Origin of the sequence: Phytobacter diazotrophicus (assembly GCF_052061655.1) — a bacterium.
Lineage (GTDB): Bacteria > Pseudomonadota > Gammaproteobacteria > Enterobacterales > Enterobacteriaceae > Phytobacter > Phytobacter diazotrophicus.
Genome location: NZ_CM125428.1, coordinates 1768004 through 1782853, shown reverse-complemented (window position 1 = coordinate 1782853; position 14850 = coordinate 1768004). Strand labels below are relative to the sequence as shown.

14 protein-coding genes are annotated in these 14850 nt (G+C 54.2%); 3 read left to right on the top strand and 11 right to left on the bottom strand.

Going from position 1 to position 14850, the window contains the following annotated elements; all coding sequences use genetic code 11:
• Positions 1 to 36: 36 nt before the first annotated feature.
• From ACS0RQ_RS08560 to yieE, 5 genes are all read right to left on the bottom strand, one after another.
• Positions 37 to 774: an amino acid ABC transporter ATP-binding protein gene (locus ACS0RQ_RS08560; protein ID WP_039079968.1), complete on the bottom strand. Its 738-nt coding sequence runs from the start codon at positions 772 to 774 to the stop codon at positions 37 to 39.
• Positions 755 to 1411, bottom strand: coding sequence for an amino acid ABC transporter permease (locus tag ACS0RQ_RS08555; protein ID WP_271850758.1), 657 nt, complete (start codon positions 1409 to 1411; stop codon positions 755 to 757). Before ACS0RQ_RS08555 ends, ACS0RQ_RS08560 begins: the two co-directional genes overlap by 20 nt.
• Positions 1411 to 2076 carry an amino acid ABC transporter permease gene (locus ACS0RQ_RS08550; protein ID WP_039079966.1) on the bottom strand — a complete coding sequence of 222 codons (666 nt, stop codon included), beginning with the start codon at positions 2074 to 2076 and terminating at the stop codon, positions 1411 to 1413. The genes ACS0RQ_RS08555 and ACS0RQ_RS08550 overlap by 1 nt, the downstream gene beginning before the upstream one ends.
• A 9-nt stretch (positions 2077 to 2085) precedes the next feature.
• Entirely contained in the window at positions 2086 to 2871 is a 786-nt protein-coding gene (locus ACS0RQ_RS08545) for a transporter substrate-binding domain-containing protein (RefSeq protein WP_039079965.1), read from the bottom strand.
• Between the two features lie 177 nt (positions 2872 to 3048).
• Entirely contained in the window at positions 3049 to 3915 is an 867-nt protein-coding gene (gene yieE / locus ACS0RQ_RS08540; protein WP_039079964.1) for a DNA-binding transcriptional regulator YeiE, read from the bottom strand.
• Between the two features lie 120 nt (positions 3916 to 4035).
• Here yieE and ACS0RQ_RS08535 point away from each other — a divergent pair, with 120 nt between their 5' ends.
• The 3 genes from ACS0RQ_RS08535 (at position 4036) to ACS0RQ_RS08525 (ending at position 7248) form a co-directional block, all read left to right on the top strand.
• The gene (locus ACS0RQ_RS08535) at positions 4036 to 5088 is read left to right on the top strand and encodes a YeiH family protein (protein WP_271850759.1); all 1053 of its coding nucleotides are present in this window, start codon (positions 4036 to 4038) and stop codon (positions 5086 to 5088) included.
• 201 nt (positions 5089 to 5289) lie between these two features.
• Entirely contained in the window at positions 5290 to 6147 is an 858-nt protein-coding gene (gene nfo, locus ACS0RQ_RS08530) for a deoxyribonuclease IV (RefSeq protein WP_079496282.1), read from the top strand.
• Positions 6148 to 7248, top strand: coding sequence for a sugar kinase (locus tag ACS0RQ_RS08525; RefSeq protein WP_271850760.1), 1101 nt, complete (start codon positions 6148 to 6150; stop codon positions 7246 to 7248).
• A 35-nt stretch (positions 7249 to 7283) separates the two neighbouring features.
• Here ACS0RQ_RS08525 and ACS0RQ_RS08520 read toward each other — a convergent pair whose 3' ends face one another.
• The 6 genes from ACS0RQ_RS08520 to fruB all read right to left on the bottom strand — a co-directional run bounded on the left by ACS0RQ_RS08520 (position 7284) and on the right by fruB (position 14567).
• Positions 7284 to 8534 (bottom strand): NupC/NupG family nucleoside CNT transporter, encoded by a 1251-nt coding sequence (locus tag ACS0RQ_RS08520; RefSeq protein WP_271850761.1) that lies wholly within the window; start codon positions 8532 to 8534, stop codon positions 7284 to 7286.
• A gap of 96 nt (positions 8535 to 8630) precedes the next feature.
• The gene (locus tag ACS0RQ_RS08515) at positions 8631 to 9566 is read right to left on the bottom strand and encodes a pseudouridine-5'-phosphate glycosidase (protein ID WP_334632433.1); all 936 of its coding nucleotides are present in this window, start codon (positions 9564 to 9566) and stop codon (positions 8631 to 8633) included.
• On the bottom strand, positions 9559 to 10494 hold the full coding sequence (locus ACS0RQ_RS08510; protein WP_271850763.1) for a pseudouridine kinase: 936 nt from the start codon (positions 10492 to 10494) through the stop codon (positions 9559 to 9561). The genes ACS0RQ_RS08515 and ACS0RQ_RS08510 overlap by 8 nt, the downstream gene beginning before the upstream one ends.
• A gap of 300 nt (positions 10495 to 10794) precedes the next feature.
• On the bottom strand, positions 10795 to 12483 hold the full coding sequence (fruA, locus tag ACS0RQ_RS08505; protein WP_271850764.1) for a PTS fructose transporter subunit IIBC: 1689 nt from the start codon (positions 12481 to 12483) through the stop codon (positions 10795 to 10797).
• A 15-nt stretch (positions 12484 to 12498) separates the two neighbouring features.
• Entirely contained in the window at positions 12499 to 13437 is a 939-nt protein-coding gene (gene fruK / locus ACS0RQ_RS08500; RefSeq protein ID WP_039079956.1) for a 1-phosphofructokinase, read from the bottom strand.
• Positions 13437 to 14567, bottom strand: coding sequence for a fused PTS fructose transporter subunit IIA/HPr protein (fruB, locus tag ACS0RQ_RS08495; RefSeq protein WP_039079955.1), 1131 nt, complete (start codon positions 14565 to 14567; stop codon positions 13437 to 13439). The genes fruK and fruB overlap by 1 nt, the downstream gene beginning before the upstream one ends.
• Between the last annotated feature and the right edge of the window lie 283 nt (positions 14568 to 14850).

Sequence of the window (14850 nt, the reverse complement as noted above, 5' to 3'; positions counted from 1 at the left end):
GGAGAGAGGGCCAGGTGAGGGGAAAAACGCAAAGACCTAATTCAGTCCACGCACTGAGGCGATAAATTGCTGCAATTCCGGGGTACGCGGCTGGCTAAAGAACGACTTACTCTCGCCCTGCTCCCATACTTTTCCCTGATGCATAAACACCACCCGGTCGCCCACTTCGCGGGCAAAACTCATCTCGTGGGTTACCAGAATCAGGGTCATTCCTTCGGCGGCAAGCTGCTCCAGCACACGTAACACCTCGCCCACCAGCTCCGGATCCAGCGCCGAAGTTATCTCATCGCAGAGCAATACTTTTGGTTTCATCGCCAGCGCACGGGCAATCGCCACTCGCTGCTGCTGCCCGCCTGACAAATTCGACGGGTAATAATCGATGCGCTCACCGAGACCGACCTTCTCCAACATCTCAATCGCCAGTTTGCGGCACTCATCCGCCGGTAATTTCAGCACCCGACGCGGCGCCAGCATCACGTTCTCCAGCGCGGTCATGTGCGGAAACAGGTTAAAACTCTGAAACACCATCCCCACCGAGCGACTGATTTCCCGCGCCTGCGACTCCCGGTCGGTGACCGTCATCCCACCGAGTTTAATACTGCCGTCCTGGTAGCCCTCAAGCCCATTCATGCAGCGTAACAAGGTGCTTTTCCCGGAACCGCTGCGCCCGATGATCGACACCACTTCGCCCATTTCGATATCCAGGCTTACGCCTTTGAGCACATGGTTCTCGCCATAGTATTTTTGCACGTCATTAATGGTGATGAGCGGCATGGAATTTCTTCTCCAGATAACGGCTGTAACGCGACAGCGGGTAACACATCAGGAAATAGCCCAGGGCAACCAGGCCAAACACTTTAAAAGGAGCGAAGGTGACATTATTCAGCATGGTGCCCGCTTTGGTCAGTTCGACAAAGCCGATAATCGAGGCTAACGCCGTCCCTTTAATCACCTGTACGGAAAAGCCGACCGTCGGGGCAATGGCAATACGAATAGCCTGTGGCGCAATCACCCGAAACAGTGTCTGACCAAAACTCAACCCCAGACAGCGACAGGCCTCCCACTGCCCTTTCGGCAACGCCTTAATACTGCCGTACCAGATATCCAGCAGGAACGCGCTGGTAAAGAGCGTCAGCGCCAGCGTTGCCGCCGTCCACGGGCTAACATCGATACCGAACAAGGCAATCCCGAAGAAAGCCAGAAAGAGCTGCATCAGTAGCGGGGTACCCTGAAAAAGCGCGGCATAGGCGCTGATTAGACGTTTCGGCCAGTGAAAGCGGCTGATACGTAATACCAGCAGCGGCAGTGTCACCAGCGTGCCGCAAATGAACGCGATCAGCGACAGCAGCAAGGTCCAGCGCGCCGCCAGCAACAGGTTGCGCAGAATATCCCAGTCGGTAAATGTACTCATCAACTCTCGCTCCCCAACCACTTCCGTCCCGCCGCCATCAAAACCTGACGCATCAACAGTGAAAGCGCCAGATACAGCAATGTGGTAACCAGATAAACTTCAAAACTTAAAAACGTACGCGACTGGATCAGGTTTGCCGCAAACGTCAGCTCTTCATAGGACACCTGCGAGACCACCGACGATCCGAGCATTACGATAATGCACTGGCTGACCAGGGCCGGATAAATACGCCGCAGCGACGGCGGCAGGATCACGCGAATAAAGGTCTGCGTTTTCGTTAGCCCCAACACACGCGCCGCTTCCCACTGTCCCTTTGGCGCCACCTGGATCCCGGCGCGGATAATCTCCGTACTGTAAGCCCCAAGGTTGACCAGCATGGCGATTAACGCCGCCTCGCCTGCCGTTAATTTCAGCCCCAGACCAGGCAGACCGAAAACGATAAAAAAGAGTTGCACCACGAACGGCGTATTACGAATAAGTTCGACATACGCGCCCCAGATATGGCTCGCCAGCGTGGGTTTGCCGCTACGCAGCGCCGCCCCCAGGATGCCGAGAGATACACCGCCGATGGTTGCCAGAATAGTTAAGGTTACCGTGGTCCAAAGCCCCGCGAGTAGCTGTGGCCAGAACGGCCACAGCGCGGCAAAATCAAGCGTTGTCGTCATGCCAGACCCTTACACGCCCAGGGTGGCGGGCAGCGGCGCCTGCATCCATTTCTGCGAGAAGTTGTTGAGCGTGCCGTCTTTCAATGCCTGTTCAATCAGCTTGTCCACTTCGGCTTTCAGTGCAGGCTCATTTTTCTTAAGCCCGATAAAGCACGGGGAATCTTTAAGCATAAATTTGCTGACCGGCGCTTTTTCCGGGTTCTGGCGGGCAATCGCAGCCACCACAACGTTACCTGTCGCCATATACTGCACCTGGCCGGAAAGATAAGCAGAGATGGTGGTGTTGTTATCTTCGTAGCGTTTGACCTCGGCATCTTTCGGGGCCAGATCGCTTAACACCATGTCTTCCACCGCCCCACGGGTGACGCCGACCGACTTACCGCTCAGCGCGGCAGCGTCTGCCAGAGTGGCGTCTTTCGGTCCAAATACGCCGAGGAAGAACGGAGCATAGGCGCGGCTAAAGTCGATCACTTTTTCGCGCTCCGCATTCTTACCGAGGCTGGAGATGACCAGATCAACTTTATTGGTTTGCAGATAAGGGACGCGGTTAGCGCTGGTTACCGGCACCAGCTCTACCTTCACTTTCATCTCTTTGGCCAGATACTCCGCCATGTCGATATCGTAGCCCTGCGGCTTGAGATCGGTTCCCACGGAGCCAAACGGCGGGAAGTCCTGCGGTACCGCCACGCGCAGCACGCCGCGCTTTTGAATATCCTGGAGCTGATCGGCCATCGCCTGCCCTGCACAGGACACTATTAATGCCGCACCCGCTGCTGCCATCATCCACTTCTTCATTCTCGTCACCTCATCGCTCATGAAACAAAAGATTCTTTGAATCACTTTTTGCAACTAATGTGCCAACGAGAGAAAAACGCGAGCGGGCCCGCTATAGCGGCAGTTAAGCGGTCATAAAGAGGAGATAAAGCAGGCGGTCGCATACCAGAATGGTGCAACTGCCTGTTACTGGTGCAATCAAATGTCGCAATAACGCAAAAAGCGATTCAGTGCACTGGAAAGATGCTTTTGACGGTGGTGAATACGCCACAGGGTGCGTACCAGGCGAGGCAAGGGAACAGGGACTTCGACCAACGAACCCGCTTCAAGCTGTTCGGCGATCACGCGCCGCGACAGGCAACTGATGCCAAGCCCGTGGCGCACGGCATGTTTGATAGCTTCTGAATTGCCAAGCTCCATGCCGAGATGAAACTCAGGCAGATGGGATAGCAGCAGATAATCGACAATCTCACGGGTACCGGAGCCGCGCTCACGCAGGATCCACGGCGCAGCGGCCAGGCGCGCCAGCGTGACCTCCCCTTGCAACAACGGGGAGTCTGGCGGCGCGAACACCACCAGTTCATCCTCAAGCCAGGGTTCAGCGATGATCTCAGCCGTATGGCAAGGTCCTTCAATCAGACCTATATCAACACGAAAATCGGCTACTGCATTGATAACGTCCTGACTGTTGCCCACGCTCATATCCAGCGGCAACTGGGGAAAATCCCGTCGATAGTGGGCAATGATCTCCGGCAGGATGTAGTTGCCAATCGTACTACTGGCGTAAACGCGAATTGCGCCGTTTTCTTCACGAAACAGTTGCTCAATTTCCGTCGCCTGCTCCAGCAGCGCCAGCGCCCTGGGGTAGAGCAAACGGCCATGCTCATTCACCACCAGCCGTTTACCGACGCGATCGAAAAGCTGAACGCTGAGTTGGCCTTCGAGGTCGGTCAGCGCAGCACTGACCGCCGACTGCGATAAAGACAACATTTGCGAAGCCTGGGTCGTGGAACCGCTCTTAAGCACCTCGGCGAAAACCTCGAGCTGCCGTAATGTGATATGCATAAATTTTCACCGTCGGGGCAAGGATCGCTTACCACTTATAAAGATTAATTATAAATATATAATCAATTTTACCTTTAAACCAGAGCGCCGTAACCTTTTACCCGGAGAAAGGAGAAGGTTATGACTGAAATCACACATCATGTTCCACGCAAGAACTACGTCGCGTTGTTCGCACCGGGTCTGTTACTCAGTGCGGTCATTGCCGGGCTGGCATTGTGGCTGGGTAATATTCCTTCGGTTGCAGGTGCAGGCTTTAGCGCGCTAACGCTGGCTATCTTATTTGGTATTGTCGCAGGCAACACGCTTTACCCGCGCATCCACGTTCACTGTGATGCGGGCGTATTATGGTCAAAACAGCATTTGTTGCGTCTCGGTATTATTCTTTATGGCTTGCGCCTGACGTTTTCGCAAATTGCTGAGGTAGGCGTCAGCGGCATCGCTATCGATGTGTTGATGCTCTCCAGCACCTTCATGCTGGCCTGTTTACTCGGTCAAAAGGTCTTTGGGCTGGACAGAAAAACCAGTTGGCTGATTGGTGCAGGCAGCAGTATCTGCGGCGCTGCCGCCGTGCTGGCAACCGAACCGGTGGTCAAAGCGGAGTCCAGCAAAGTCGCCGTTGCCGTTGCCACCGTGGTGATTTACGGAACACTGGCCATTTTTATCTATCCGGCCATGTACCCGCTGCTGGCGCACTGGTTCACCCCGGAAGCGTACGGCATCTATATGGGTTCAACCATGCATGAAGTGGCGCAGGTGGTGGCCGCAGGCCATGCCGTCAGCCCGGATGCCGAGAATGCGGCGGTCATTGCCAAAATGCTGCGCGTGATGATGCTGGCGCCGTTCCTGATCCTGCTTGCCTCGCGGGTTAAACAACTCTCCCCGGCGGCAGATGGCGAAAAGAGCAAAATTACCATTCCGTGGTTTGCGGTGTTGTTTATCCTGGTGGCCGTATTTAACTCGTTCCATCTGCTGCCGAAAGGTGTGGTTGATGTCCTGATTACCGTCGATACCGTTTTGCTGGCGATGGCGATGGCCGCACTGGGATTAACCACCCATATCAGCGCACTGAAAAAGGCAGGAGCGAAGCCGCTACTGATGGCGCTGGCGCTGTTTGTCTGGCTGATTGTCGGTGGCGGTGCAATTAACCTGCTGGTGCACCATGTGATGGCATAAAACCTTACGTCTGTTCCCTGTTAACCCGCTATTATTGGAAAAATGTTTATTTAATTACGCAAAATCCTTCGTGTTGCATCAAGGCGGCAAATGAAAGCATCCCCGGCGCGTACAGAGGTACGTGACAGGGTGAGTGAATGAAGTCAACAACGATGCAGCATGAAGGATGACGCGTATTGCGGGTTTAACAGGAGTCTTTACATGAAATACATCGGAGCGCATGTCAGCGCCGCCGGCGGTCTGGCCAATGCCGCCATTCGCGCAGCAGAAATCGAAGCCACTGCGTTTGCCCTGTTCACAAAAAATCAGCGTCAATGGCGTGCCGCGCCGCTCACCAGCGAGACGATTGATGAATTCAAAGCCGCCTGCGAAAAATACCACTATCAGCCGGGACAAATTCTGCCCCACGACAGTTATTTGATTAATCTGGGTCACCCGGTTGAAGAGGCGCTGGAGAAATCCCGCGATGCCTTTCTCGATGAAGTGCAACGCTGCGAACAACTGGGGCTGACGCTGCTGAACTTCCACCCCGGCAGCCATCTGATGCAAATCGATGAAGATAAGTGCCTGGCGCGCATTGCCGAATCCATTAACATTGTGCTCGCACAAACCAAAGGCGTCACGGCGGTTATCGAAAACACCGCAGGCCAGGGCAGCAACCTCGGCTTTCGCTTTGAGCATCTTGCTGCCATTATCGATGGTGTCGAAGACAAATCCCGCGTCGGCGTGTGTATCGATACCTGCCATGCGTTTGCCGCCGGGTACGACCTGCGCACCACCGAAAGCACCGCGAAAGTGTTCGCCGAATTTGAACGCGTAGTGGGGTTCAACTACCTGCGCGGTATGCACCTCAACGATGCCAAAAGCGCATTCGGCAGCCGTGTCGACCGCCACCACAGCCTGGGCGAAGGCAATATTGGTCATGATGCCTTCCGCTGGATCATGCAAGACGATCGCTTCGACGGTATTCCGATGATTCTGGAAACCATCAACCCGGACATCTGGGCAGAAGAGATTGCCTGGCTGAAAGCCCAACAAAATGAAGAGGCCGTGGCGTAAATGAACGACAGGGAAAAACAGATATTACAAATCCTGCGCAGCAACCCACTTATTCAGCAAAATGAGATAGGCGATATTTTACAAATCAGCCGTTCACGCGTCGCCGCCCATATTATGGATTTGATGCGTAAAGGTCTTATTAAAGGCAAAGGCTACATTCTGACCGAGCAGGATTACTGCGTGGTGTTTGGCGCCATTAATATGGATATTCGCGGCGTGGCGGATATCCATTACCCGCAGTCCGCCTCCAACCCCGGTAATATCCAGTGCTCCGCAGGCGGCGTAGGGCGTAATGTTGCCCATAACCTCGCCCTGCTGGGCCGCGATGTGCACCTTATCTCCGCCGTGGGGGATGATTTTTACGGCGAAACGTTACTGGAACAGACCCGTCAGGCCGGGGTGAACGTGCAAAGCTGTATTCGTCTGCACGGGCACAACACTTCTACCTATCTGTCGGTTGCCAATCAGCAGGAAGAGACGGTGCTGGCCATCAACGATACCCATATTCTGCAGCAATTGACGCCACAGTTGCTCAATGCCTCACGCGATCTGGTGATGCATGCAGGTGTGGTGCTCGCTGATTGCAACCTGACCGAAGAGGCATTGCAGTGGGTCTTCACCATGGCTGGGAATATTCCGGTCTTCGTCGATACGGTTTCCGAGTTCAAAGCCGATAAGATTCGCCCCTGGCTGTCACGCATTCACACGCTGAAACCCACGTTACAAGAGCTGCAAATCTTATGGGGTCAGCCGATTCGTCGTGAAGCAGACAAAATCGCGGCGGTCAATTCACTCCATGAACAAGGGGTGCAACGCATCTTCGTGTATCTGGACGATGATTCCGTGTTCTGCTCTAAACGTGATGGTGAGCAGCTTCTGCTGACCTCGCCGGATCACACCTTCACCGACCGTTTCGGGGCCGATGACGGATTTATGGCGGGGCTGTTATATAGCTTCCTGGAAGGTGGGGATTTTACCGAGAGCGCCCACTTTGCCATGGCCTGTGCGGCGATTTCCCGCGCCAGCGTGAGCATCAACAACCCTGCCCTCTCAGCAGAAAATGCGATGGCGTTACTCAATACAAGCAAAGCTGAAGCGTAAAGAACGCACGCCAGTGACACTGGCGTGCCGTTGACTCAGGCAAGACCGATAAAGAACCCGGCGATGGTGGCACTCATCAGGTTAGAGAGCGTTGCCGCCGCCAGCGCCCGCATCCCAAGCTGGGCGATTTCCGGCGCACGTTGGGGGGCAATCGCGGAAAACGCGCCAACCACCACGCCAATAGAACCGAAGTTGGCAAACCCACACAGCGCAAACGAAATAATGGCGATGGTTTTGACATCCAGCGAGCCGCCCGCTTGCAGATAAGGGGAGAAATTGAGATAGGCAACGAACTCATTGATCGCCAGTTTCTGCCCGATCAGGCTGCCAGCCAGGGTCGCATCGTGCCAGTCCACGCCCATGATCCAAGCCAGCGGTGCCAGCGCATAACCAAAGATCCCTTCAAGCGTCGCGTTGCCGAAACCGAACCAGCCGCCCACACCGCCAATAATGCCGTTCAGCAGCGCGATGATCGCCACAAATGCCATCACCACCGTCGCCACACCCGCGGCAATTTTCAACCCGGTCATCGCGCCAGACGCCGCCGCTTCGATAATGCTTTTTGGCGGTGTTTCGGTAAACGAGAGGTTTTCAAAAGTGACCTGGGAGTCCTCGGTGGCCGGGCTCAGCATACGGGCAAACAGGATACCGCCCGGAATTGCCATGAGTGACGCCGCCAGCAGGTAATCAATCGGCACCCCCATTCCGGCGTAGCCGATCATCATCGACCCGGCAATTGACGCCATCCCGCTACAGATAGCGGTAAACAGTTCGTTGCGATTGAGCTTATGAATAAACGGTTTCACGATAGCCGGGATTTCATTCTGTCCGAGGAAAATCGTGGTTACGGCAACGAAGGATTCGATTTTGCTGATCTTAAGCGCTTTCTGGAAAATCCCACCCAGAATGCGGATCAGCAGCCCCATCACGCCAATATAGTAAAGCAGGCTGATTAAGGCGGTAACGAAGATGATCGCAGGCAGCACGCGGAAGGCAAAAATAAACCCGGCACCGTCAAACAGCACATCCATTTTCGGCCCGACCAGCGACCCGAAGATAAAGGCGCTGCCCGCGTCGCTGTAGGACATCACTTTATGTACGCCCAGCGCCGCCTGCTCAACCAGCCATTTGCCCGGCGGGAAATAGAGCATAATCCCGCCGATAGCGATTTGCAGCAGTAGCGCCGCGCCAACAGTGCGTAAACTAATGCGTTTTTTATTTACTGACAGCAGAAAAGCGATGGCCAGTAATACCACCATACCCAGAAAACTTCTCATTATATCCATAATGATTTTCCCTTCATGCCAGGAAACCCGGCGTAAACGCCAGGTTTTGGTATGTCTGATATCCCTGCGGGCGACCGCTCACTGCCCGCGCCCGGTTTATGCGAGACGTTGGTACTCTTTTGCGATTTCACATGCCAGCACGGCGTTGTTGAACACCAGCTGAATGTTTGATTTCAGGCTATCGCCGCCGGTTAGCTCGGCTACACGAGCCAGCAGGAACGGCGTGCTATCTTTACCGACCACGCCCTGCTCTTCGGCCTCTTTCACCGCCCGATCGATAGCGGCGTTGATTTTCTCTTCCGCCATCGCAAACTGTTCAGGAATCGGGTTCGCTACCACCAGGCCACCGTTAAGGCCGGTTTGCCACTTAACCGCCATCGCACGCGCGATCTCTTTTGCGCTGTCCAGACGAATGCTGACCTCAAACGGGCTGGTACGGCAGAAAAACGCCGGCAATGATTTGGTCTGATAACCAATTAACGGTACACCGAAGGTTTCCAGATATTCGGTGGTCAGGCCGAGGTCGAGAATAGATTTCGCCCCTGCGCAAACGACCGTGACATTAGTGTGCGCCAGCTCCTGCAAATCAGCGGAAATATCAAAGGTATGTTCGGCACCACGGTGAACGCCGCCAATGCCCCCGGTCGCAAAAACTTTAATACCGGCCAGCGCGGCAATAATCATGGTGGATGCCACCGTGGTTGCACCATTTAATCCAGCGGCGACCACAAAAGGTAAATCACGGCGACTGACTTTTGCGACGCTGTGCCCTTCACGGCCTAATAATTCAATTTCCTCTTTCGTCAGGCCAACTTTCATGACGCCTTTAATAATGGCGATAGTTGCCGGCACCGCACCGTGTTTTCGAATAGTCTCTTCAACTTCAATTGCCGTTTGCGCATTTTGCGGGAAGGGCATACCGTGAGAAATAATTGTCGATTCCAGCGCTACAACTGGTTTGTTATTTTTCAGCGCTTCTTTTACTTCCGCAGAGATATGCAGTAATTCAGGGGAAATCGTTAATTCAGACATCTTGTTTCTCCACTAGCGATGTGACTTTTGAAAAAGATAAGTCAGGATTATTGGTATATTCGGACGCCAGAGCCATAGAGGAGCACCCTTGCGCAAAACGGACCGAATCGATAAATGAAAAACCTTCTACCCAACAGGCCGCCAGACCCGCCATCATGGCATCACCCGCCCCGGTGACATTAACGACCTGGGTTTTAATCGGAGGTGACCACCCACTTACACCATCGCGCTCGCTGTAATAAACGCCGTCGCCACCCATGCTCAGCACCAGCCGTCGCAGACCGCGAGCATGAAACCACTCGGCAACCTTTCCTACATCGTCGCGCCCGGAAAGCGTAATGCCACTGAGTGTTTCGGCCTCAAGGCGGTTGGGTTTCAGGGTATGAATCTGTCCCAGCCAGTCGCGTATTTTGACGCATTTCCAGGCGGATACCGGGTCGATGAAAACTGGCGTATCTCCCGCATGTGTCAGCAGCCAGGCGAGCGCGTCTTCACTGATATTGCAGTCAGCAACAATTACGCTGGCGTCGCGAATAAAATCGATATGTTTTGCCAGGAAATCCGCAGACAAATGATCGGTAATATTCATATCATTAATGGCTACCAGCATTTCGCCGCTATTATCGAGGAGCGATAAATAACTCGATGTATTCTCACCTGCCACAATAAGGCATTTTTCTATTCGCACGCCGGACTGACTGGTTTGATTTAACAGAGACTGGCCATAAAAATCATCGCCCACCACGGTGAGTAGCCATGACTCAGTTCCCAGCAATGCCAGATTCTGTGAAATATTACGCCCCACACCGCCCGGCGTGAACTTTATTTTCCCCGGGTTGGAATCCGCGTAATTCAATACACCATGTGAATAGCCCGCCACATCCATATTGGCGGAACCAATAGTGATTATATAATCCTTTTTACGCATAAAACGCCCTCTGGCAAAAAATGCCATATTAATGAGATCGTCGAGACAACAATTCGTTTATCGCCTGGTTGCCAAACCTTATTAGAGCACATGTTTATTTTTGAACATGTGTTTATCGTAAGCTGAATTTACGTAAAGTAAATACGCCCAGACAAGCGAAGGTGAATAGATATGAAGGTCATCACAAATTTATAGGGATCGAGACTAAAACACGTTACAGAAATGAGATGCGGGGCACAGAAGGCGGGGAAATAAAAAAAGGGCCAGTTTCCCGGCCCCTTTATTACTCAGTCAAACACATTATGCGGCTTTGGCAACAGCTTCGGTTTCCGGGCGTTTCAGGAACGCATAGACCAGGCCCGCCAGCAGGGTACCTGCCACGATAGAGAGCAGATAACCTACAACCGGGGTGATTGCACCTGGAATCAGCAGAACGAACAGGCCACCGTGCGGTGCCATCAGTTTCGCGCCAATCGCCATAGAGATAGCCCCCGTCAGCGCGCCACCGGCGATACAGCATGGCAGAACACGCATCGGATCACGTGCTGCGAACGGAATCGCACCTTCGGAGATAAAGCACAGGCCCAGAACCAGCGCCGCTTTGCCCCCTTCCTGCTGCCCTTTATCAAATTTCTTACGGGCAACAATGGTCGCCAGACCCATCGCCAGAGGCGGCACCATACCGGCAGCCATGATGGCGGCCATCGGTGCGTAAGTCTGCGTACTCAACAGACCAACACCAAAGGCGTAGGCCGCTTTGTTCACCGGACCACCCATGTCGGTACACATCATGCCACCGAGAATTGCACCCAGCAGGACAGCATTCGCCGTACCCATGGATTGCAGCCAGGACGTCAGACCTGCAAGGATACCCGCAACCGGTTTACCGATAAGGTAGATCATCGCCAGACCAACAATCAGGCTTGAGAACAGCGGAATGATCAGGATCGGTTTCAGCGCTTCCATACTTGGCGGCAGCTTAACGCCTTTACTGATGGCTTTCGCCAGATAACCCGCAAGGAAACCGGCAATAATACCGCCGATAAAGCCAGAGCCGGTACTTACGGCCAGCATACCGCCAATAAGACCCGGCGTCAGACCCGGACGGTCAGCGATGGAGAAGGCAATGTAACCGGCCAGCACCGGCACCATCAGGGCAAACGCAGACCCACCACCGATTTGCATCAGCGCGGCAGCCAGCGTATCCGGCGTTTTAAATGCAGTAATACCGAAGGCAAAGGACAGTGCGATACACAGACCACCGGCAACGACCATCGGCAGCATGTAAGAAACACCGGTCAGCAGGTGGCGATAGGCGCCCGCACTCTCTTTTTTACCTTCACTGCTCGCAGATTGCGTACCGCCGCTCGGCTGATACGTTTTCGCTTCGGCTTGCGCTTTGTCTAATTCCTGCGCCGTTTTCTTCAGTGCCAGGCCCGTGGTGGTACGGTACATCGGTTTGCCAGCGAATTTCGCCAGCTCCACTTCGATGTCAGCGGCGACGATCACCAGATCGGCTTGTGCCACTTCTTCCGGCGTGATGGCGTTACCCGCGCCAACAGAGCCGCGTGTTTCGACCTTCACCCACCAGCCGCGTTTTTTCGCTTCGGTTTCAATGGCCTCAGCAGCCATAAAGGTGTGTGCAACACCCGTCGGGCAGGCGGTGATAGCCACGATACGTTTCGGACCACTGTTGGACGTTACAGGTACCGCCGCCGGAGCCGTGTACGGAGAAGCGTGGTTCTTTGCTTCACTTAAAAACAGTTCCGGATGAGCCACAGCGCGGTTGATGTCGCCCAACCAGACTTTCTTACCGCTCAGCGCGCTGTCAGCCGGCACGCGGGAGCCCAGAACGATCGCCAGTTCAGCTTCACCAGGGTTGTCGATAAACTGCAAATTCGCTTTTTGTGCCGCTGCGCCTAACAGGCTTTTCGCCATATATGCGCGAGCTTGACCGAGTTCAGAATCAATTATCAGCAGCGTTTTCATTATGCTCTCCTGCTGTTAGTTAAAGGGTTTTAAGTCAACACGCGCCATCATCGCGGCTAACTGGGTACGATCGGTAATACCTACATTGCTCTGGCTAACGGCCAGTGCAGCCACGGCAGTGGCCAGGCGCAACGTATGTTCACTGGACTCTCGCATTAACAGGCCATAAATCAGACCGCCAACCATTGAATCCCCTGCGCCAACGGTGCTTACCACCTCCATTGACGGCGGTTTGGCGATCCATTCGCCCGAAGCGTTAACCCACAACGCCCCTTCCGCGCCCAGTGAAATAACCACATGGGCAATTCCTTGTTCACGAAGCGCATGCGCCGCGTCGATCACATCTTTCAATTCTGGTAATTTGCGACCAGCCCAAATTTCGAGTTCGCGACGGTTAGGTTTAACCAGCCACGGCGCAGCTTTCAGACCGGCAACCAGCGCATCGCGGCTGCTGTCGAAAATGATGCATGGGCACTGGCTGCGCAGGCGCGTCATCCAGTCGGTAAAGGCTTCCGGGCTCACACCAGATGGCAAGCTGCCGCTGACACAAACCATGTCGAACTGACCCAGCCAGGTCAGAGAGTCTGCAACAAAACGTTCCCAGTCTGCCGGCGTCACTTCGAAGCCGGAGAAGTTAAAGTCAGTGACTTCGCTGTCTTTTTCCGTCAACTTCACGTTGATACGGGTACGGCCCTGGACAATCTGGAAGCGGTTAGCAATGCCCAGTTCGCTGAACAATTGCTGGAAACCGTCCTGGTTGTCTTTGCCCAGGAAGCCGCCAACGGTCACGTCGATGCCCAGATCTTTCAGGACTTTCGCCACGTTGATACCTTTACCCGCAGCATGCAGGCCGGTAGTGCGAACCAGGTTCACTTCACCGCGTTCAATTTCCGGGGTATACCCGACCAGATCATAGGCAGGGTTAAGGGTAATAGTAGCGACACGTCTGCTCATTATGCGCCCTCCCCCAGACCGGCAGCGATGGCTTCGCCAATCGCTTTCAGCGCCTGTTCAGCATCATCACCCTGTGCGGTAAAACGCAGACGGTGACCTTTCTTCACGCCCAGCGCGACCACTTTCATCAGGCTACGCCCATTGGCGGATTTACCGGTACCGTCGAGGTTAGCGACAGTCACTTCGCTATTAAATTGTTTGATGGTATTGACCAGCATGGTGCCCGGACGGGCATGAAGACCATGTTCGTTGCGTACAACAAACTCAGCGGTCAGCAGGTTGTCAGCAATAGCGTCGTCGCTGGTCAACAGAGCCAGCAGGGTAGCGGCATCTGCGCTCAGAAGACGGTCAGCTTTATTGTCGAGCAGCAGATTGCTCAGACGTTTGAGCACGGCAACCGGCTGGTCATCAGCCATTGCTACACTGACCAGCAGCGCAACGCTTTCACCGTTCACATCAAATGCTTTTGCAGCACGGCTGACAGCCACCGCGCTCGCCAGGTTGCCCTGTGCGCTGTCGTTCAACCAGATCCCCTGCCCAAGATTCAGCGGTTGTTCGTTAATTGCGCGCGCCACATAGACAGCATCAACCGCGCCCGCTTCTTTCAGCCGCGCAGCGTTCAGCGCCTGCAGCGTCACCAGGTCGCTGGCGACAACGTCAAGGCTCAGGGTATCGTTATCCAGTTTCAGCGACGCCACTTGCTGTTCACCCATCAGCAACGCACGCAGTTCTTCTGCTGTGGTCGCCGATTGCAGTTGTGCAGCAACGGAATCATCGCTCAGGACGTGGGTCAGCTGACGCAGCAGGCCCAGGTGTTCATCAGAACTGGCGGCAATACCGATAGCCACATAGGCGACCTGGCCTTCCCCCCAGAGAATGCCTTGCGGGAACTGGAACACTTTGACGCCGGTTTTCAACACCTGGTCGCGGGTATCAGTCGTCCCGTGAGGAATGGCAATCCCGTTGCCAAGGAACGTCGACGTCTGCTGCTCACGCGCCAGCATGCCATCAACATAACCACCGGCGACGTTGCCTGCTTCTGCCAGTGCGGCAGCAATCTGACGAATCGCCTCTTCTTTCGTCCCGGCCTGCTGGCCCGGATGGATGTCCTGAACGGATAACTGGAACATGTAAATCCTCTCCTGCTGAACTGAATCGTTTCAGCTAACTTGAGAAATAATGCGCCACCCTGAAATGTGTTGAAAACAAGATGACGCTGAAACGTTTCGAGAAGTCTTGACTTTTCCGCTTCATCAATCAAGAAAAGTCTCATTTTTGATTGCAAAATTACGATCTACTGCACATTTCACTCCCTGGCATCCCGTTTTTGCTGAACAAAGCTGACCGTCTTTTTTGGTCACATTCAGCACCCATCAGCACAACAATATCGTAGAAATATTGTTCCGTTTTTGT